The organism is Sphingopyxis flava (assembly GCF_900168005.1).
Lineage (GTDB): Bacteria > Pseudomonadota > Alphaproteobacteria > Sphingomonadales > Sphingomonadaceae > Sphingopyxis > Sphingopyxis flava.
On record NZ_FUYP01000008.1, the window covers coordinates 141,338 to 160,466 of the forward strand.

At 66.9% G+C, this 19,129-nt stretch carries 14 protein-coding genes; 8 read left to right on the forward strand and 6 right to left on the reverse strand.

Annotated features, from left to right (window positions below):
* Window positions 1-355 precede the first annotated feature (355 nt).
* The 7 genes from B5X69_RS08600 (at window position 356) to trxA (ending at window position 11,756) form a co-directional block, all read left to right on the forward strand.
* Window positions 356-2,713 carry a PAS domain-containing sensor histidine kinase gene (locus tag B5X69_RS08600; protein ID WP_079638292.1) on the forward strand — a complete coding sequence of 786 codons (2,358 nt, stop codon included), beginning with the start codon at window positions 356-358 and terminating at the stop codon, window positions 2,711-2,713.
* Window positions 2,710-3,159, forward strand: a complete 450-nt coding sequence (tsaE, locus tag B5X69_RS08605) for a tRNA (adenosine(37)-N6)-threonylcarbamoyltransferase complex ATPase subunit type 1 TsaE (protein WP_079638293.1) — start codon at window positions 2,710-2,712, stop codon at window positions 3,157-3,159. The genes B5X69_RS08600 and tsaE overlap by 4 nt, the downstream gene beginning before the upstream one ends.
* Window positions 3,147-4,148, forward strand: a complete 1,002-nt coding sequence (locus tag B5X69_RS08610; protein ID WP_245798674.1) for an aminoglycoside phosphotransferase family protein — start codon at window positions 3,147-3,149, stop codon at window positions 4,146-4,148. Before tsaE ends, B5X69_RS08610 begins: the two co-directional genes overlap by 13 nt.
* On the forward strand, window positions 4,145-4,864 hold the full coding sequence (locus tag B5X69_RS08615) for a nucleotidyltransferase family protein (protein WP_245798675.1): 720 nt from the start codon (window positions 4,145-4,147) through the stop codon (window positions 4,862-4,864). Before B5X69_RS08610 ends, B5X69_RS08615 begins: the two co-directional genes overlap by 4 nt.
* Window positions 4,865-4,952: 88 nt before the next feature.
* Window positions 4,953-7,928 carry a double-strand break repair protein AddB gene (addB, locus tag B5X69_RS08620; protein WP_079638295.1) on the forward strand — a complete coding sequence of 992 codons (2,976 nt, stop codon included), beginning with the start codon at window positions 4,953-4,955 and terminating at the stop codon, window positions 7,926-7,928.
* A complete protein-coding gene (addA, locus tag B5X69_RS08625) occupies window positions 7,928-11,401 on the forward strand; it encodes a double-strand break repair helicase AddA (RefSeq protein WP_079638296.1) in 3,474 nt (1,157 codons plus the stop codon). The genes addB and addA overlap by 1 nt, the downstream gene beginning before the upstream one ends.
* 34 nt (window positions 11,402-11,435) lie before the next feature.
* Window positions 11,436-11,756: a thioredoxin TrxA gene (gene trxA, locus B5X69_RS08630; RefSeq protein WP_079638297.1), complete on the forward strand. Its 321-nt coding sequence runs from the start codon at window positions 11,436-11,438 to the stop codon at window positions 11,754-11,756.
* A gap of 353 nt (window positions 11,757-12,109) precedes the next feature.
* On the opposite strand, the gene argJ is transcribed toward trxA, so the two are convergent.
* The 4 genes from argJ to B5X69_RS08655 form a co-directional block, all read right to left on the reverse strand.
* Window positions 12,110-13,336, reverse strand: a complete 1,227-nt coding sequence (gene argJ, locus B5X69_RS08640) for a bifunctional glutamate N-acetyltransferase/amino-acid acetyltransferase ArgJ (RefSeq protein WP_079638298.1) — start codon at window positions 13,334-13,336, stop codon at window positions 12,110-12,112.
* 173 nt (window positions 13,337-13,509) lie between these two features.
* A complete protein-coding gene (locus tag B5X69_RS08645; protein ID WP_079638299.1) occupies window positions 13,510-14,943 on the reverse strand; it encodes an aldehyde dehydrogenase family protein in 1,434 nt (477 codons plus the stop codon).
* A gap of 142 nt (window positions 14,944-15,085) precedes the next feature.
* Complete coding sequence (locus B5X69_RS08650; protein WP_079638300.1) at window positions 15,086-16,390, reverse strand: M20/M25/M40 family metallo-hydrolase; 1,305 nt, start codon at window positions 16,388-16,390, stop codon at window positions 15,086-15,088.
* 52 nt (window positions 16,391-16,442) lie between these two features.
* Window positions 16,443-17,054, reverse strand: coding sequence for a flavodoxin family protein (locus B5X69_RS08655; RefSeq protein ID WP_079638301.1), 612 nt, complete (start codon window positions 17,052-17,054; stop codon window positions 16,443-16,445).
* Here B5X69_RS08655 and B5X69_RS21410 point away from each other — a divergent pair.
* Window positions 17,053-17,217 carry a hypothetical protein gene (locus B5X69_RS21410; RefSeq protein ID WP_176141550.1) on the forward strand — a complete coding sequence of 55 codons (165 nt, stop codon included), beginning with the start codon at window positions 17,053-17,055 and terminating at the stop codon, window positions 17,215-17,217. The genes B5X69_RS08655 and B5X69_RS21410 overlap by 2 nt on opposite strands.
* On the opposite strand, the gene glnA is transcribed toward B5X69_RS21410, so the two are convergent.
* On the reverse strand, window positions 17,205-18,617 hold the full coding sequence (gene glnA / locus B5X69_RS08665; protein ID WP_079638303.1) for a type I glutamate--ammonia ligase: 1,413 nt from the start codon (window positions 18,615-18,617) through the stop codon (window positions 17,205-17,207). The two genes, B5X69_RS21410 and glnA, sit on opposite strands and share 13 nt — an antisense overlap.
* Before the next feature lie 72 nt (window positions 18,618-18,689).
* Entirely contained in the window at window positions 18,690-19,028 is a 339-nt protein-coding gene (locus B5X69_RS08670) for a P-II family nitrogen regulator (protein WP_053555097.1), read from the reverse strand.
* Window positions 19,029-19,129 lie beyond the last annotated feature (101 nt).

The window sequence follows — 19,129 nt, forward strand, 5'->3', positions numbered from 1 at the left end:
CGCTCTTCACATTAATCATATTGATATTTCCCCGGTTTTTCATCAAGGCCGCATTCTTGCCAATTCGGCCTTACCAAATCGTCAAATCCGCCAGGCGTCTTTTGCGCCCTTGAATTTGCCATAAGGGCGAGCGTTCCAAAGCTTTTGCGGCAAGTCAAGCGCGATAAGGCGGACATTCGCCCTTTCCCCGGCGCCTGTGGCAGAACTGCCGCAGTCGGCCAAGCGGCGCCCGGTTGCGACCGGTCGCTTCAAGCGCGCAGCGGCGAATGATTGAATCGCCCTTAGACAGTCGATAGGGCGAGCACATGTCCATTGCACGAGAGCCTGTCTTATCGCCCATCGGGGCACGGCGCCGATGACGCAGACCCCGGGGGCGGTGTTCGCGCTGGGCCTCTTCGCGGCACTGTGGTTGCTCGCGGGTCTCTGGGCGGTCGGACGCGGGATTGCGATGCAGCGGCGATCGGCCTTCGTCGCTGCACAAACCGAGCGTCTCGCGAGCCTCGTCGAGGCCTCGCCCTATCTGCCCGTGGTCGTGCGCGCCGACTGGCGGATCGAGGCGAGCGAGCGGCTCGGACGCTGGCTGGGACTCGACCGCGACCCGCGCAATTTCGACGAACTTGCGGGAATCGAACAAGGCCTTGATCGAGACGGGCTCGAGGCGCTGCGCCAGGCGATCCTGGGCGCGCAGCGCGGCGCGCGCGTCTTCACGTTGAGCCTTCGGCCGCAGGGCGGCAGCCGAACACTCATTATTCAAGGCTCGGCCGCTCCCGTCGCGATCGGTGGGCCGGGCTGTGTTCTCTTGTGGCTGAGCGATGCGACCGAGGGGGAGCAGGCGCTCGCCGATATGCGCCGTGAGCGAAATGAAGCGATGGCGGCGTTCGAAGCATTGTCCGGGCTGATCGAGGCGGCGCCCTTTCCGATGTGGTTCCGCGATACCGATTTGCGTCTCGCGCTCGTCAACCGCGCCTATGTCCGCGCGGTCGAGGCGGGGAGCGCGGCGGCGGTGATCGAGGGCGGCGTCGAGCTTTGCGAGCCGGTCGCAGGGGTGAGCGCGGCCGATGCCGCCGACGAGGCGCGCACGGCGGGCACAGCGCAGACGCGCACGGTGCCGGTGACGCTCGAGGGCGAGCGGCGTATCATGCGCGTCGTCGACGTACCGCTCGCGCCCGAGGGCGGGCACCCGATCGGGGTCGCGGGCTATGCGATCGACGTGCAGGAGCTTGAAAGCGAACGCGGCGCGCACCGCCGCTTTGCCGACGCGCAGCGCGAGCTGCTCGACCGACTGTCAGCCGCGGTTGCACAGTTCGGTCCCGATCAGGGGCTCGTCTTTGCCAACCAGCCCTTCCGACGCTTGTTCGATGTCGATGCCGATGCGATCGCCGATGCGACGCCCTTTGCGCGTCTGCTCGATGCGTGGCGCGAAGAGGGGCGCGTGCCCGAGGTGCGCGACTATCCCGAATGGCGCGAAAGCCATGTCGGCTGGTTTGCGAGCGCCGGAGCGAGCGAGGAAGAGTGGTTGCTGCGCGACGGCACCCATCTGCGTGTAGTTGCGCAGCCGACCCCAGACGGCGGGCTTCTGCTCATTGCCGAAGATCGCACCGAACAGGTGCAGCTTGCGGGGGCGCGCGACACGCTGCTGCGCGTCCGCACCGCGACCTTCGACAATCTTTTCGAGGCGATCGCGGTCTTTGCGCCCGACGGCCGCCTCCACCTTTGGAACCAGCGTTTCCGCCGCCTGTGGGGGGTCGATGAGGCAAGGCTCGCGGCGCATCCGCGCGTCGATGTGCTGATGAGCGGGCTCGCCGATCGGCTGGCGAAGCCGAACCAGATCAGCATCGTCCAGGAGGTGATCCGTGCCGCGACGCTCGAGCGGACGCAGCGCGCCGGGCAGATCCGTTTCGGCGACGGACGCCATTTCGATTTCGCCTCGATCCCGCTGCCCGACGGCAATGCGCTTCTCATCATGCTCGATGTCACGGACAGCCGGCGGATCGAGAGCGCGCTGCGCGAACGCAACGAGGCGCTGGAGGCTGCCGACAAGGTCAAGACCGCCTTCTTGTCGCGAATGAGCTACGAGCTGCGCACGCCGCTGACCTCGATCGGCGGCTATGGCGAGATGTTGCAAGCAGGCTATGCCGGTAAGCTCGACCCGCAACAGCAAAGCTATGTCGATGCGATTATGGAGTCGGTCGCCGTGCTCGGGCGTCAGATCGACAATGTGCTCGACCTCGCGCAGGGCGAGGCAGGAACGCTCGCGATCGAGCGCGCGGCGGTCGACGTGCGGGGGCTCCTCGGCCAGGCACTCGCCGACGTGAAGCCGCTGGCTGACGCCGAAGGCATCGAGCTGGTTGACAATATCTCCGTCGATCTCGGCACGATCGAGGGTGATGCGCTGCGCCTCTCGCGGCTTGTCGCCGGGCTCCTCGACAATGCCGTGCGCTTTACCGCGCCGACGCGCCGGACGGGCGGGCGCGTCCTGCTGCATGCCGAGGGCGACCCGCGCGGGGTCGACATCGTTGTGTCCGACAATGGACCGGGCCTGCCCGAGGCGGTCGCGGCGGTAACGCGGGGCGAGCGGGCGGGGACGCCGAGCGGCGGAATCGGCCTTGCGCTCGCGCGCCAGCTCGTCGCCGCACATGGCGGTACGATGGAGGTGCTGAGCGAAAAGGGCCAGGGGACGCTGGTGCGCATCAGCTTGCCGCGCGGAGCATGAGCGATTTTTCGTGCCGCTACGACCTGTCCGACGCCGAGCGCATTGGCGGCGCGATCGGCGCGGCGCTGATCCCTGGCGATGTCGTGCTGCTGTCGGGCGATCTCGGCGCAGGCAAAACGACGCTCGCGCGTGCGATGCTGAAGGCGCGGGGGTTGGTAGGCGAGGCGCCCAGTCCCACCTTCGCTATCGTCCAGCCCTATACCCCGCCCGAAGTTGACCTCGCGATCGCGCACGTCGATCTCTACCGGATCGAGGATGCAAGCGAGCTCATCGAACTCGGACTTGACGAATATCTCTATGACGGTGCGCTGCTGATCGAATGGCCCGAACGATTGGGGGCGAGGGGGTGGCTCAGCGCGCTGACGCTGACGATTTCGGGGAGCGGCGACGCGCGCGTCTTGACAGCCGATGTGCCGCGGGCTTGGGAGGCGCGATGGCCGCTTTGATGATTCCGCCCGCCCATGCGCCCACCTTTCTTGCCGCGCATGGCTGGGGCGATGCGCAGATCCTGCCGCTCGCCGGTGACGCCTCGTTCCGCCGATATTTCCGGGTCGTCGACAAGAGCCGGCAGGCGGTACTGATGGACGCGCCGCCGCCCCACGAGGACCCCCGGCCATTCATCGCGGTCGCCGAATATCTGTGCGGCCTTGGTCTGAGCGCGCCGACAATCATCGCGCGCGATCTCGATAAGGGCTTGTTGCTGATCGAGGATTTCGGCGACGTGCGACTGCGCGAGACTGTCGACGATGAGACCGGCAGGGAAGCGGAGTATTACGCCGGAGTGACCGATCTGCTTGTCCATCTCCACGCGTGCCCGGCGATGGAGGGATTGCCGGTGCACGGTCTTGAGCAGTGGCTCGACGAGGTCATGCTGTTCACCGACTGGTACTGTCCTGCGCTCGATCTCGAGGTCGATCGTGACGGCTTTCGCGCTGCGTGGGAAGCGGTGCTGACGCCGCTCGAAAAGGATGGCCTTCGCCGCGTCACGGTCCTGCGCGATTTCCACGCGGAGAATATCATGCTGGTCGAGGGCCGCGACGGGATCGCGCATTTCGGACTGCTCGATTTTCAGGACGCCCTGCTTGGCCACCCCGCTTATGACCTCGCCTCGGTGCTCGAAGATGCGCGGCGCGATGTGTCGACAGCCGTCGAGGCCGCGATGCTCGATCGCTATGTCGCGGCAACGGGCGAGGGCGAGGCTTATCGGCGCGCATATTGGGCGCTTGCCGCGCAGCGCAACACGCGCATCCTTGGCGTCTTCGTCCGGCTGTGGAAGCGTGACGGAAAAGCGGGCTACCGCCAGTTTCAGCCGCGCATGTGGGCGTTGCTCGAGCGCGACCTCGCGGCGCCGGCACTCGCGGCTGTGCGGCAATGGTTCGACGCCAATGTACCGCCCGAGAAGCGGGCGAGGGCCTGGCTGGAGTCCCAAGCGTGAGTGCGAAGATCGAAAGCGCGATGGTGATGGCGGCGGGGCTCGGCAAGCGGATGCGGCCGCTGACCGCGGCGCGGCCCAAGCCCCTCGTGCGCGTCGCGGGCAAAGCGTTGATCGATCACAGCCTCGACCGGATCGAGGCTGCGGGAATTCCTCACGTCGTCGTCAATGTCCACTATCTCGCGGACGCGCTCGAGGCGCATCTGGCGGCGCAAAAGCGGCGGTTCACCATCGCCATTTCAGACGAGCGCGATCAGCTCCTCGAAACGGGCGGCGGGATGGTGAAGGCGCTGCCATTGCTCACCGGTGATCCTATCCTGATCGTCAACAGCGACAATATCTGGACCGACGGGCCGGAGGACAGCATCTGCCACCTTGCGCATCATTGGGATGGTGAGAGGATGGACGCGCTGCTGCTGCTGATCCGCCAGGCGAGCGCGAGGGGACACAGCGGCCAGGGCGATTTTCACATGGACGGCGCCGGACGGCTGACGCGCCGGAAGCCCGGACGCGTTGCGCCCTTCGTCTACACGGGCATCCAGCTGATTTCGCCCCGGCTGCTGGCCGGCGCGCCCGAAGGTCCTTTTTCAACCAACATTCTCTGGAACCGCGCGATTGCGGCGCAGCGGCTTTTCGGCGTTTCGCACATGGGGCAATGGTTCGATGTCGGCACGCCCGCGAGCATCGCGCCGACCGAAGCGGCGCTGAGCGAGGTTTGATATCGCGTCATCGCCATTGTGCGCGGCGAGGGTCGGCTGCAAAGCAACGCTTGCGTAAACCGCTGCGGATTGCTTCGCTGCGCTCGCGATGACGTCGGTGAAATCTAAACCCACCCTCTATTCCATCCCGGTCTACCGTGCCTTCGCCGATGCGCTCGCCGCCGGGCTGCTCGCGCGCTTCGCCGACGGTGCGTTGGGGCTCGCCGAGGGGCTGATCCTCTTGCCGAGCAACCGCGCGCGCAGCGCTGTACAGGCGGCGTTTGTCCGCGCGGGCGGGCAGGGGCTGCTGATGCCGCGGCTCGCGGTGATTGGCGATGCCGATCTCGACGAGTCGGTCGGGCTCGCGCTCGACGGGCTGGACGAGGATCCGATCGCGCCGGCGATCGAGCCGCTGCGCCGCCGCTTGCTGCTTGCGGAGCTGATCGAGCGTCACACGCCCATCGGCGAAAGCGCGATCACGGGCGCTGCCGCGTTCCAGCTCGCCGATGGGCTCGCGCGGGTCATCGACCAGCTTTGCTATGAGGAGGTCCCACCTGCTGCCCTGGTCGATCTCGACCTCGGTGCATTGGCCGAGCATTGGCAGACCTCGCTCGAGCGGCTTCGCTTGCTTGTCGACCATTGGCCCGCGGTGCTCGCGCGAACGGGCAGCATCGACCGGGCCGATCGCCGCAACCGGCTGCTGGACAGGGTCGCCGCCGGGTGGCGCGCCGCACCGCCTGCCCGCTTTACGGTCGCGGCGGGGATCACGACCGCGGCGCCAGCCATCGCGCGCCTCTTGCGGACGGTTGCCGAGCTTGATCGCGGCATGGTCGTGCTGCCGGGGCTCGACCAGGAGATGGCGGCGGAGGAGTGGGAGGCGCTCGGACCGACGCGGCCCGATCCCGACAGAAATGCGCGGCCGCTCGAAACTCATCCCCAATATCATCTCAAGCTGCTCCTCGACCGTATCGGGGCAAGCCGCGAGGAGGTCATGCTGTGGGAGGCGACCTCGTCGTTCGATGGCCCGCCCGCCCGCTCGCCTTTTGTCTCGCTGATCTTCGCGCCCGCCGATTACACGGCGCAGTGGCAGGCCGCTGGAGACCTGTCGGAGGCGACCGTCGGGATTTCGGGCGCACTATTTGCCGATGACGGGCAGGAGGCGCAGGGCATCGCTCTGCTGATGCGCGAGGCGCTGGAAACACCGGGGCGCACTGCGGCCCTGGTCACGCCCGACCGCGGCCTGGCCGAGCGCGTCGCGGCAGCGCTCGCGCGCTGGGGCATCGCGGTCGACGATAGCGCGGGCCAGCCCTTGTCGCGCACCCCGCCTGGGGCGCTGCTCTTGCTGCTCGCCGAGCTCGCGGCGGCATTCGATCCCGTCGCCCTCGTCTCGCTGCTTGGTCACCCGCTGGTGAAAGGGAGCCTGGGGCGGAGCCAATGGCTTGATCAGGTCCGGCGCCTCGATCTCATGCTGCGCGAGCCAGGGCTGCAGCCGGGCTGGATCGGCGTGAGTGCGCGTATCGCAGAGCGCGCCGCCGACCCCGCGGCGCGCGGGCACGGGCTTGCGGTGCAACTCCAACCTTGGTGGGAGAAGGTCAGGGTTGCGCTGGGGTCCGCGCTTGCGCCCTTCGCGTCGGGTCCGACGTCGCCCGCGGCGCTGCTGGCTGCGCTCCAGACCGCGCTTGAAGCGCTCGCCGGCGATGCTGCCTGGACGGGCTCCGCGGGGCGGATGCTCGCAGGGCTGTTCGACGAGTGGGCGCTCGCACGCGGCGATGGGCCGGCGTTCGTCGACCCGGCTGATTTCGCGGAGATGCTCGGACAATTGCTCGGGCAGACCAGCGTGCGGCCACCCTATGGCGGGCATCCGCGTCTCTTTATCTGGGGATTGCTCGAAGCGCGGCTGCAGCGCGCCGACCTGATGATTCTCGGCGGGCTCGACGAAGGGCGCTGGCCCGCAGCGACCCAGCCCGACCCGTGGCTCGCGCCTGGTATCCGCCGCCTGCTTGGGCTGCCGGCGCCCGAGCGGCAACAGGGGATGGCGGCCCATGATTTCGCGGGCGCCCTCGGCGCAAGCGATATCGTGGTGACCCGGGCCGAGCGCAGCGGCGGCGATCCAGCGGTCGCCTCGCGCTTCTGGCTGCGGCTGCTGGCACTCGCGGGCGAAATCCCCGAACCCAGGCCCGGCGGGGTGCCGCTCACCCGGCTCGCTGCCGAGCTTGACGCGCCCCCCGGCGATCCGCAGCCGGTGCCGCGTCCCGCCCCGCGGCCCGCTGCAGCCGATCGGCCGCGCCGGATCAGTGTCACTGCGGTCGATCGGCTCGCGCGCGATCCTTTCGCTTACTATGCGCATGCGATGCTCGGCCTCGCCGCGCTCGATCCGTTGAGCGCCGCGCCCGACCCGCGCTGGCGCGGGACGCGCGTGCATAAGCTTTTCGAAGATTGGGTGCGCGGCGGTGCGACGGCGGAGGGGTTCGAGGCCCAGCTCAGCGCGCTCGCCGCCGACCCGGCGCTCGACGCGCTCGATCGGGCCTTCTGGTTGCCGCGGATGGAGCCGGCGCTGCGCTGGGCGGCTGCCCGGATCACGGGCGCGGACGGGCGGGTGCCCGTCGGGGTCGAAGCGCGCGGCGAGGTCGCGGCGGATGGAATCATGCTCCACGGGAAGGCTGATCGCATTGACCGCGACGCTGAAGGGCAGCTTGCCATCGTCGACTATAAGTCGGGCGGCGCGCCGAGCGCCAAGGCCGCGTTCGAGAAGCTCGATAATCAGCTCGGTCTGCTTGGCCTGATCGCCGAACGGGGCGGGTTTGACGGTTTGCCGGCGGCGCGAGTGGCGGCGCTTGAATATTGGAGCCTGCGTCCCGACCGGCACGCCGAAGGCGCCGGGAAAATTTCCTGTAGCTATGGACCGCGCAGCGGTCTCAAGAGCGCGGAGGACGCGGTCCGCCACGCGGCCGACGCTCTGGCAGAGCTTGCCGGCCGCTTCCTCCTCGGCGATGCGCCCTTCGTGCCGGGCGAGGCGGCAGCTTATGGCGATTATGACCAGCTGATGCGCCGCGATGAATGGTTCGGGCGCGGGGAGAGCGAGTGATGAGCAAGTTCGCCGGTCTCGCCCGGCTCGACCCGCGACAGGGCGCCGCCGCCGACCCACAAAGCCATGTCTGGCTCGGCGCGTCGGCAGGAACGGGCAAAACGCAGGTGCTCTCGGCACGCGTCCTCAGGCTGATGCTCGAGGGCATCTCGCCCGAGGCCATCCTGTGCATCACCTTCACCAAGGCCGGCGCCGCTGAAATGGCGCACCGTATCCACGAAAGGCTCGCGGCCTGGGTGCGGATGGACGACGGCGATCTGCGGCTTGACCTTCATGCGCTCGGGCTCGACTGGAGTCAGCCGGGGCTGATCCAGCGCGCGCGGTCGCTGTTCGCGACGGTGATCGATAGCCCTGCCGGCGCGATCCGGGTCCAGACGATCCACAGCTTTTGCCAGACCCTGCTCGCGAGCTTCCCGCTCGAGGCCAAGCTGCTCCCCGGTTTTCGCGCGATCGAGGAGGACGAGGCCGAGACGCTGAAGCGGCAGGTGCTCGCCGACCTCCTCGAGGGTGGCGAGGGTGGGACGGGGCTTCGCGACGCCGCAGCGATGCTGTCGCGGCGGCTGGGCCCGGATGCTGCGCTGGCCTTTCTGTCGCGCTGCGCCGCGGCGTTCGGCGGGCCGCGCGCGCTCTTGCCGCCCGCGGCGCACGACCTCCGCGCGGCCTTCGATCTGCCGGCGGGCGAACCCGATGCGTGGGTCCGCGAGCAGCTGGCTGCGGGCGTGATCGCCGATGCCGACATCAAGGAGGTCGCGGCGAGCGGCGCGGCTTGGGGGACGCAGCGCGGGCTTGATTGCTCTGACGTGATGGTCGGCTGGCTGACGGGCGATGCCGATGCGCGCGCCGCGATGCTCCGCAAACTCATCGCCTGCTTCCTGACGGGCAAGGGAGATCTGCGCGCCGATTTCGCGGGCGAGAAGGGCAAGATGAAGGATTCCCTCGACGCGGCGACGCGGATCGTCGAGGCAGGACAGGCTCTGCTCGGCACCGCCACCGCAATGCGCGTCGCCGACGAGCTCGCGGCCGCGTGGAGGCTGGGGAGCCGCTTTGCCGAAGCTTATGCGCTCGCCAAACGCGAGGCGGGGCTGGCCGATTTCGACGATCTGATCAGCCTTGCGGGCGCGCTGCTGCGCGTCAGTCAGTTCGGTGAATGGGTGCGCTTCAAGCTCGACCAGCGCACCGACCATATATTGGTCGACGAGGCGCAGGACACCAATATGCGCCAGTGGGGGATAGTCCACTCGCTCGCCGAGGAGTTTTTCGCGGGCAGCGGCGCGAAGGACGAGCGCATCCGTACCCTCTTCACGGTCGGGGACCGCAAGCAGGCGATTTTCGGTTTTCAGGGCACCGATCCTGGTGCCTTCGCCCAGGCAAAGCAGTTGTTCCAATTGCTTGCCGAAGAGACGCCGAATCCGCTGCAAGAGGTCGACCTCGTTTCCAATTACCGCTCGACCCCTGCTGTCTTGCAGGTCGCGGACGCCTGGCTGGAAGCGGGCGGCACCCGGCTGATGGGCCTCGACGGCGCGGAGCCGCCCCACCGACCGTTCCGCGAGGCGCATGCGGGCCAGGTCGAGCTGTGGGCGCCCCTCCCCGTGGGTAAGGCGCTCGACGCCGAAGCCGAGGAGCCTGGCGAGGACGAGAGCGGCGAAGGCAGCGCTCCCGCGTCCGATCCTGCCTCGATGCGCCTTGCTCGTGCGATCGCCGACGAGGTCCAAGGGTGGATCAAGCACGGCAAGGACGGCCGCCCGGTCGTGCCGGGCGACGTCATGATCCTCGTGCGGCGGCGGCGCGATCTTGCGGCGCGAATTGTCGCGCGGCTGCAGGCGCTTCACGTCCCCGTTGCGGGCGTCGATCGCTTCGCGCTGACCCAACCGCTCGCGGTGCAGGATCTGATGGCAGCGATGCGCTTTGCGGTGCAGCCGCTCGACGATCTCAACCTTGCCGCGCTGCTTGTCTCGCCGCTGATCGGGTGGACGCAGGACGAACTTTACCAGCGGACCCGCAACCGCGGCCGCGCGGCGATCTGGGAGCATCTGCGAAAGGTCGAGAGCGACGTTCCCGCCGCCACGATGGAAGCGCTGCGCCACCTCCTTGGCATGGCCGATTTCACGACGCCCTTCCGCTTTCTGGAAACCGTGCTGTCGGGGCCGATCGACGGAAGGCGCAAGCTTTATGCGCGGCTGGGGCGCGAGGCGCGTGATCCGATCGACGAGCTTTTGAACCAGGCGCTCAAGTTCGAGACGCGCGAGACAGTTTCCTTGCTCGGTTTTCTGACCGCGGTGTCGGGCAGCGGCGCCGACATCAAGCGCCAGACCGAGGCGCGCAGCGATGTGGTGCGCGTGATGACGGTGCACGGTTCGAAGGGGCTGCAGGCCCCCATCGTCATCCTCGCCGATGCGACCGACGACGCGGCGATCGGCCGCCGGCCGTTCCATGTCGACGTCGCGGGATGGGAGAAGCTGCCCGTCTTCGCGCTCCCTGCCGACGAGCGGCATGGCGCGCTCGCCGAGGCCTATCGGAAGGAAGCGGAGGCCGCGGTCGAGGAACATTGGCGTCTTTTCTACGTGGCAATGACGCGCGCCGAGGAAATATTGGTCGTCGCGGGGGTCACGAAGAAGCCCGACCATAGCGTCCCAGAGACGAGCTGGCACGCCGCCGTCGAGAATATTCTCACCAACATGGGATGTGATTGGGAAGAGGCAGGACAGCACTGGCGCAAGCGCCGTGTCCATCGCGCTAACCGGGGTAAATGGGCGCGGCGCGAGAAGGCTGCAAAGGCCGCGCCGCCGCCGCTCATCTTCCCACCATGGGCGCACGCCCCGGCGCCTGAGGAGGCACGCCCGCCCCGCCCGCTCGCGCCTTCTGCCCTTGGCGAAGACGATGTCGCGCTCCCGCCGCAGGGGACGGTGCGCGCCGATGCTGTGACGCGAGGGCTGTTGCTCCACGCCTTGTTCGAACGGCTGCCCCCGCTTGCTCACGACAGGCGCCGCGCGGCGGCGCTGCGCTGGCTCGCCCGGCAGGCGCCGGAGCTCGGCGCCGCGGCGCGCGAAGCGATGGCCGATGAAGTGCTGGCGGTGCTTCGCGATCCGGCACACGCCGCGCTGTTCGGGCCCGGGAGCCTTGCCGAAGTGCCCCTGTCGGCAGTGGTCGATGGCGGGCTGGTCGTCACCGGGATCGTCGACCGGCTCCTCGTCACCGAGGAGACGGTGACCGTGATCGATTATAAGACCGGGCGGCAGGTGCCCGAAGGCGCGGCCGATGTCGCGCCCGCCTACCTGCGCCAGATGGCGGCCTATCGCGATGCGCTTCGCGTGATCTTTCCCGGTCGGCGGGTCCGATCGGCGTTGCTCTATACCGCGGCACCCAAGCTGATCGAACTTGGCGACGCGATCCTCGACGCGCACAAGCCCGCCTTGCCGGCCGCCAAGTCGAATTTGTCCCCCGCGGGGCTTGAGCCGGGACAACCGACTGCCTAGCTTGGATGCCAAGAGGGAATTCAGGAGTAAGAAAATGGGTACCAAAGCGATCACTGACGACAGCTTTCAGGCCGATGTGCTGGACAGCGACACGCCGGTTCTCGTCGATTTCTGGGCCGAATGGTGCGGTCCCTGCAAGATGATCGGCCCTGCCCTTGAGGAAATCTCGGATGAACTCGACGGAAAGGTCGTGATCGCCAAGCTCAACATCGACGATCACCCCAATGCCCCTGCCAAATATGGCGTACGCGGCATTCCGACAATGATCCTCTTCAAGAATGGCGAGATCGCCGAGACCAAGGTCGGCGCGGCCCCGAAAAGCGCCCTCAAGGGCTGGCTGGAAGGCGCGCTGTAAAGCGAAATCCCCGGCGCGGGATCGTCGCGCCGGGGCACCTCTGCCTTACTCGCACCAATAGTAATGCCGCTCTGGTTCGTCGAAACCGACCCGATTTAAGGCAGCAATTGCGGAAACCTTTGCCCTGAGCCGCAGGGGCACGGATCCAGATGACCAAGTTTTTCGAGCGGTTCCTTCCCGCCGCGGACGAAACGGTGTCCCCGTTTTACCCGCGTTTCGGAAGGATAGCCTTTAGGCCGTTTCGAGCTGATCCCGAAAGCACGGCAGATCGGTGAAGGCTTCGTGGCTTGCCATGACAGCCTCCTCTGGTCGGCGCGCAGGGTTGAGCGCCGCGGCGCCCTACCAAATCAGGCTCAGCTGCGATAGTCCGCGTTGATACTGATATATCCATGCGTGAGGTCGCACGTCCAAACGGTCGCGCGCCCCTCGCCGAGCCCCAGGTCGGCGCCGATACGGATATCCTGGCCTTTGAGATGCGCCGCAACAGGCGCCTCGTCATAGCCATCCACGGGCAAGCCCTCCTTTGCGACCCAATGATCGCCGAAACGGATCGCGAGCCGGTCGCGGTCCGCGGGCTCGCCCGCCTTGCCCACCGCCATCACGACGCGCCCCCAATTGGCGTCCTCGCCCGCAATCGCGGTCTTGACGAGCGGCGAGTTGGCAATGGCGAGCGCGACGCGTTTGGCGCTGTCGTCGCTGACCGCGCCCGTTACCTGCACCTCGATGAATTTCGACGCGCCTTCGCCGTCGCGGACGACTTGATGCGCAAGGTCGAGCGCGACCGCGCGGAGCGCGGCATAGAGTGCGTCGGCCCCCGCATCGTCCCATGAGGTGAGGGCGGGATTGCCCGCCTGTCCGGTGGCGAACAGCAGCACCGTGTCGCTGGTCGAGGTGTCGCTGTCGACGGTGATGCTGTTGAAGCTGCCGCCGGTCGCCTGGGTCAGCATCTCCTGTAGCAGTCCGGGCGCGACCGCGGCGTTGGTGAAGATATAACCGAGCATCGTCGCCATGTCGGGGGCGATCATCCCCGATCCCTTGACGATTCCCGCGACGTGGACCGTGCGGTCGCCGATAACCGCGCTCGCGGCCGCGCCCTTGGCAAAGGTGTCGGTGGTCCCGATTGTCTCGGCTGCTGCCTCCCACGAGCAGGGCGCGGCGGTCAACGCCGCGGCGACGCCCTCGCGTGCCTTGTCCTTGGGCAGCGGCACGCCGATGACGCCCGTTGAACTGACGAAGACCTCGCTCGCGTCGCAGCCCAGATGCGCCGCGACCTGTGCCATGATCTGCTCCACCGCCTCGCGCCCGCGATAGCCGGTGAAAGCATTGCTGTTGCCCGCGTTGACGATCAGTGCGCGGCCATTTCCTCCCTTCACCTGCTCGCGCCCGAGTTCGACCTCCGACGAGCAGCAGACGTTGCGCGTGAACACGCCTGCGACCGTGGTGCCCGGCGCGAACTCGACATAGGTCAGGTCGCAGCGGTCCCATTCCTTGTAGCGCGCCCTCGCGACGCGGAGCGTGACCCCGGCGATGTCGGGGAGCGCGGGGAAGGATGCGGGGGCGAGCGGCGAGCGGTTGGTCATGGCGGGGCGTTTAGCGGCAGATCGTGAAACGCAAAACCCCTCCTCTTCAGAGGAGGGGCGCGAGGCTTATGCGCTTTGCGCGTTCGTCGCAGCGGGGTGGTGTGTGGCTTTCCTGCGCGCTGGTGCGCGCCGCCACCCCAAACCCCGCCTCTGAAGCGGAGGGGCTTAAAGGATCAGGCGGGAATGCCGCTGATCGCCTTGACTTCCATGAAGTCCTTGAGCCCGAACAGCCCGCCTTCGCGGCCGTTGCCCGACGCCTTGTAGCCGCCGAAGGGGGCGCCCGGCCCGGGGCCCCAGGCGTTGACCGCGACCATGCCCGCGCGCAGCTTCGGCGCGACCTCGGCGGCTTTGGCGGGGTCGCCCGAAACGACGGCCGACAGGCCATATTCGGTGTCGTTGGCAATCTCGACCGCCTGGTCGAGATCGTCATAAGCCATCACGGTCGCGACGGGGCCGAAGATTTCCTCCTTGGCGATCCGCATGTTCGGCGTCACGCCTGAGAAGACCGTCGGCTTCACATAAAAGCCGCGGTTGACGTTGGAGGGCAGGCCCGTGCCGCCGGTCTCCAGCTTTGCGCCTTCGTCGATCGCCGACTGGATCAGGCCCTGAATCTTGTCGAACTGCGCCTTGTTGACGACGGGGCCGATATGGGCGCCTTCGGTCATCGGATCGCCGACCTGCGTGCCGTCGAACATTGCCTTGATCACGCCGACCGCCTCGCTCTCACGGTCCTTGTGGACGAGGATGCGGGTCGGGGCGATGCAGCTCTGGCCGGTGTTGACGAGAACGCCCTGAACCGTCGGCGGCAGCACGGCTTCAAGGTCGGCATCGGGCAGGACGATGTTCGGGGACTTGCCGCCGAGCTCCTGATGGACGCGCTTGACAGTGTCGGCGGCCGCCTTGGCGACGAGAATGCCCGCGCGGGTCGATCCGGTGAAGCTCACCATCTCGATCCCCGGATGCGCGGCGATTGCATTGCCGACTGTGGGGCCATCGCCCTGAACGAGGTTGAAGACGCCGGGCGGCACGCCCGCCGCTTCGAGGATCTCGGCAAAGATCGTCGCGTTGCCCGGGCATTCCTCCGACGGCTTGAGCACCATCGTGTTGCCCGCGGCGAGTGCGGGAGCGACCTTGAGGGCGATCTGGTTGAGCGGCCAGTTCCACGGCGTGATCATGCCGACGACGCCGATCGGTTCGTAAACGACCTTGTTCGCGCCATGCTGCTCGCTGAAGCTGAAATCCTTGAGCGCGGCAATGGTGCCCAGGAAGCCGCCGATGCCCGCGCCGACCTGTGCGGTGGCGGCAAAGCTGACCGGCGCGCCCATTTCGGCTGCCATCGACTTGGCGAGATCGGCGCCGCGCTTTTTATATTCCTCGACGATTCGGTTGAGGATGTCTAGCCGCTCCTCGCGCGTCGTCTGCGACCAGCTCTTGTACGCTTCCTTCGCCGCAGCGACGGCATCGTCGACGTCGGCTGCGGTGCCGAGAACGATGGTCGAGGCGGGCTCTTCGGTCGCCGGGTTGATGACCTGATGTTCCTTGCCGCCCTTGCTGTCGACCCAGCGGCCGCCGATGAAATTCTGCTTGAAATGTTGTTCGGTGCTCATCCTGTGTCTCCCATCGGCGTGAAATTACGTCTCGCTTTGCTACCTAAGCGCTGGCGCGAATGAATCAAGCGCCCCTCCTTGATTTCGTCATGCCCGGCGGCCCTCCGGGATCAAACTGTCATTTTGACAGACGCCGCCGCCTTCAGCGCCTTTCCATCGCCAACCTCGACATCAGGATCGCGGCGCGCGTCGCCTGACGCGCAATCGACGGCAGTTCGAGCGTCTCGCCCGGCGCGTGGTCCCCGGTGCTGTAGGGGCCGAGCCCCGCAAGGCTGTCGACGTCGGCGGCGACAAAGCTGATGTCGCCCGCGCCGCGCTTCAGCGGGTCGAGCGCGGCCATTTGGGCAAGGCCGAGATCGCTATTGACCCCGTTGAGCTTGGTGAGCAGCGCCCGGTTGCCCTCGGTCGGCGCCATCGCCGGATAGCCCCCGGGGTCGAAGGCAAGGCTCGCCCCCGTTCCCGGTGCATGGTCCGCCACGATCGCCGCCATCCTTGCTTTCACCCGCGCCGCCTGTTCGGCCGACAGCGTGCGAAGGTCGCCGCGCGCCACCGCGGTTGCGGCGATGATATTGGTCTTGCCGCTCGCGCTCGCCCGGATGCCTCCGTCGCCCAGCGACACCTCCTGCCCGCCCGCGACCAGCCCGACGCTGAAGGTCAGGTTGGGCTCGGGCAATTCGGTGCGAAAGCGGTGGAGGATGCGCGCCAGCTCATTGATGGCCCCGTCGCCCGATTCGGCGCTGAAAATGCCCGAGCTGTGATTGGCCTTGCCCGTCGTCGTCACCGTCCAGCTTTCGGAGGAGCGGCGCGCGACTGATCCCATGTCGGCGCCGCCGTCGCGCACCAGCCCCTCGAAATCGAGCGCGACGTCGCTCCGCTTGCCCGCAGAGATCAGGTCGGCGCGCGATTGGGAGATGGGGTCGCCCGCATCCTCTTCGTCGCCGGTCAGGTGGATTTCGATATTGGCGTCCTTCAGCGTCCCCGCCGCCTGCATCGCGCGCAGCGCGGCGACGATCACCACCATGCCGCCCTTGTCGTCACCGACCCCCGGACCGGTGGCGAGGTCGCCCTTGCGGGTGAAGGTCTGAAAGGGCGAATCGGGTTCGAACACCGTGTCGAGATGGCCGATCAGCAGCCGGCGCTTCCTGCCCGCGCGGCCCTTGTGCACCGCGATCAGATGGCCCGCGCGCTTTGTCTCCGGCATCGGCTTCCACGTCACCGCAAAGCCCAGCGGCTCGAGCTCGGCGCGCATCATGGCGCCTACCTTTTCAACGCCTTCGAGGTTGAGCGAGCCGCTGTTCTGGTTGACCAGCCGCTCGAGCAGTGCGATCGAGCGGTCCTGCTCGGCGTCGATCGTCGCCGCGATCCTTTTCTCCGCGGGCGACAGTTCCGCGTGCACGGGTGCGGCCAGGACGAGTGAAAGGGCGAACAGCGCAGCGAGCGATTTCATCGGGAGACTCCTTCGCCTCCTTGTGACCGCTGCATCCCCTGCGGGCAAGCCGTCAGCCGGGATAGGGTGACGCCTTGAGCAGCCGCGCAAGATGCGCGGCGTTGGCCGCGACCATCCTCGCGGTTTCGGTGACCTTCGCGGGGCGCTCCTTCAGGTCCTTGAAGTCGACCGATCCCATCGCCTCTCCGACCCAATAGCAGGCAGCGACCGCGGGGATCGTCCAGCCTACGTCGTTCAACGCCTGGAAAATCTGCGACGAGACGTTGTGCGCCCCGTCTTCATTGCCGACGATCGCAGCGACCGCGACCTTCGAATAGCTTGGCATCCGGCCGTTGTCGTCGGTTTCGGAAAGGAAAGCGTCCATCCGCTCCATTACCAGCTTCGCGACGCTCGACGCCTGCCCCATCCAGATCGGGGTGCCGAAAATCAAGATATCTGCGGCAAGGATGCGCTCGCGGATCTCCGGCCAGTCGTCGCCTTCGCCTTCGTCGGAGGTGACGCCCCATTTGACGTCGTGCGCGGCGATGGGGATCGGGCCTTCGACCGTCACGCCCTCCGCCTCGAAATGCTCGGCCAGCACTGCCAGCATCGCGTCAGTCGAGCTTTCACGCCCGCCGGTCGAGAGCGAGCAGTTGATGGCGGTGGCGGTCAGGGGGGCGGCCATGTTCTATCCTTCGCGGCTTCCCCTCGCGAAGACAATGAACGGCGGCGGCGGGAAGTTCCCGGACAGCTCGTCGGAGCTCTTCTCCAGCAAGAAGGGGCGCCCGGCTTTCCTCGAGCCGGACGCCCCCTTTTGCTGCGCCGTCGCGAAGGATCAGACGCTGTAGTACATGTCGAATTCGACCGGGCTCGGGGTCTGCTCGAAACGATAGACCTCGTCCCACTTCAGTTCGATATAGGCCTCAACCTGGTCCTTCGAGAACACGTCGCCCTTCAACAGGAAGTCGTGGTCGGCCGTCAGCGCTTCCAGCGCTTCGCGCAAGCTGCCGCACACGGTCGGAACTTCCTTCAGTTCCTCGGGGGGCAGGTCATAGAGATTCTTGTCCATCGCCTCGCCGGGATGGATCTTGTTCTGAATGCCGTCGAGACCCGCCATCAGCAGTGCCGAATAGCACAGATAGGGGTTCGCCATCGCATCGGGGAATCGGAATTCGACGCGTTTAGCCTTGGCGCCTGCGCCATAGGGGATACGGCACGATGCCGAACGGTTGCGGCTCGAATAGGCGAGCAGCACCGGCGCTTCAAAGCCCGGGACGAGACGCTTGTAGCTGTTCGTCGTCGGGTTGGTGAAGGCGTTGAGCGCCTTGGCGTGCTTGATGACGCCGCCGATGAAATAAAGGCACATGTCGCTGAGGCCGGCATAACCGTTGCCCGCAAAGAGCGGCTTGCCTTTTTCCCAGATCGAGATGTGCGTGTGCATGCCGCTGCCATTGTCGTCCTTGATCGGCTTGGGCATGAACGTCGCAGTCTTGCCGTAGGCGTGCGCGACCTGGTGGACGACATATTTGTAGATCTGCATGCGGTCGGCGGTCTGGGTCAGCGTCCCGAAGGTCAGGCCCAGTTCGTGCTGCGCCGCGGCGACTTCGTGGTGATGCTTGTCGCACGGCAGGCCGAGCTCGAGCATCGTCGAGACCATCTCGGCGCGGATGTCGACTGCGCTGTCGACCGGCGCGACGGGGAAATAGCCGCCCTTGGCACGCGGGCGGTGTGCAAGGTTGCCACCTTCATAGCTGCGGCCCGTATTGGTCGGCAGCTCGACATCGTCGATCTCGAAACCCGACTTGTTGTAGCCGGTTTCGAACCGCACATCGTCAAACATGAAGAATTCGGCCTCGGGACCGACATAGACGGTGTCGCCGATGCCCGTGGAACCGAGATACGCCTCCGCACGCTTCGCGGTCGTGCGCGGGTCGCGCGCATAGTCTTCGCCGGTCGAGGGCTCGACGATGTCGCAGAAGATGACGAGCATCGGTGTCGCCGAGAAGGGGTCGTCGTAAACCGCCTCGAGGTCGGGCTTCAGGATCATGTCGCTTTCGTTGATCGCTTTCCAGCCGGCGATCGACGAACCGTCGAACATGAGCCCATCTTCGAGTGCATCCTCATCGATCACGCCGGCGCACATCGTGAGATGCTGCCATTTGCCCTTGGGGTCGGTGAAACGCAGGTCGACCCACTCGATGTCGTTTTCCTTGATCCGCGCAATGATATCCTTGGGCTTGGTGGCCATGGTCTGAACGTCCTTCTTGCGATGATGTCCCGGTCGTCCGGGGGTGTTGAACTGGATGGGCGGAGGCGGTCCCTAGAGGGCGTCCTCGTTGCGCTCGCCCGTGCGGATACGAAGCGCGGTCTCGATGGGGATCACGAATATCTTGCCATCGCCAATGCGGCCGGTCTGCGCGGCGGCGGCGATCGCTTCGACAACGCGCTCCGCCATATTGTCGTCGACGACAACCTCAAGCTTCACCTTGGGCAGGAAATCGACGACATATTCAGCGCCGCGATAAAGTTCGGTGTGACCCTTCTGGCGCCCGAAGCCCTTGGCCTCGGTGACAGTGATGCCACTGACCCCGACTTCGTGCAGCGCTTCCTTCACCTCGTCCAGCTTGAACGGTTTGATTATCGCCTCGATCTTCTTCACGCTTATGATCCCCTTCGGACTATCCGCCACGGCTCGCAGTCAATGCCGGATCAGGCGCGCCTGGTCCGGTTTGGCCGGTCGAGTCGGTGCGGTGTCCCGCC

What these genes read in the sequence shown, in the direction of transcription:
- B5X69_RS08600 (WP_079638292.1), top strand. Translation starts at nt 356, where the DNA reads ATGACGCAGACCCCGGGGGCGGTGTTCGCGCTGGGCCTCTTCGCGGCA.
- tsaE (WP_079638293.1), top strand. Translation starts at nt 2,710, where the DNA reads ATGAGCGATTTTTCGTGCCGCTACGACCTGTCCGACGCCGAGCGCATT.
- B5X69_RS08610 (WP_245798674.1), top strand. Translation starts at nt 3,147, where the DNA reads ATGGCCGCTTTGATGATTCCGCCCGCCCATGCGCCCACCTTTCTTGCC.
- addB (WP_079638295.1), top strand. Translation starts at nt 4,953, where the DNA reads ATGACGTCGGTGAAATCTAAACCCACCCTCTATTCCATCCCGGTCTAC.
- addA (WP_079638296.1), top strand. Translation starts at nt 7,928, where the DNA reads ATGAGCAAGTTCGCCGGTCTCGCCCGGCTCGACCCGCGACAGGGCGCC.
- trxA (WP_079638297.1), top strand. Translation starts at nt 11,436, where the DNA reads ATGGGTACCAAAGCGATCACTGACGACAGCTTTCAGGCCGATGTGCTG.
- argJ (WP_079638298.1), bottom strand. Translation starts at nt 13,336, where the DNA reads ATGACCAACCGCTCGCCGCTCGCCCCCGCATCCTTCCCCGCGCTCCCC.
- B5X69_RS08645 (WP_079638299.1), bottom strand. Translation starts at nt 14,943, where the DNA reads ATGAGCACCGAACAACATTTCAAGCAGAATTTCATCGGCGGCCGCTGG.
- B5X69_RS08650 (WP_079638300.1), bottom strand. Translation starts at nt 16,390, where the DNA reads ATGAAATCGCTCGCTGCGCTGTTCGCCCTTTCACTCGTCCTGGCCGCA.
- B5X69_RS21410 (WP_176141550.1), top strand. Translation starts at nt 17,053, where the DNA reads ATGTTCTATCCTTCGCGGCTTCCCCTCGCGAAGACAATGAACGGCGGC.
- B5X69_RS08655 (WP_079638301.1), bottom strand. Translation starts at nt 17,054, where the DNA reads ATGGCCGCCCCCCTGACCGCCACCGCCATCAACTGCTCGCTCTCGACC.
- glnA (WP_079638303.1), bottom strand. Translation starts at nt 18,617, where the DNA reads ATGGCCACCAAGCCCAAGGATATCATTGCGCGGATCAAGGAAAACGAC.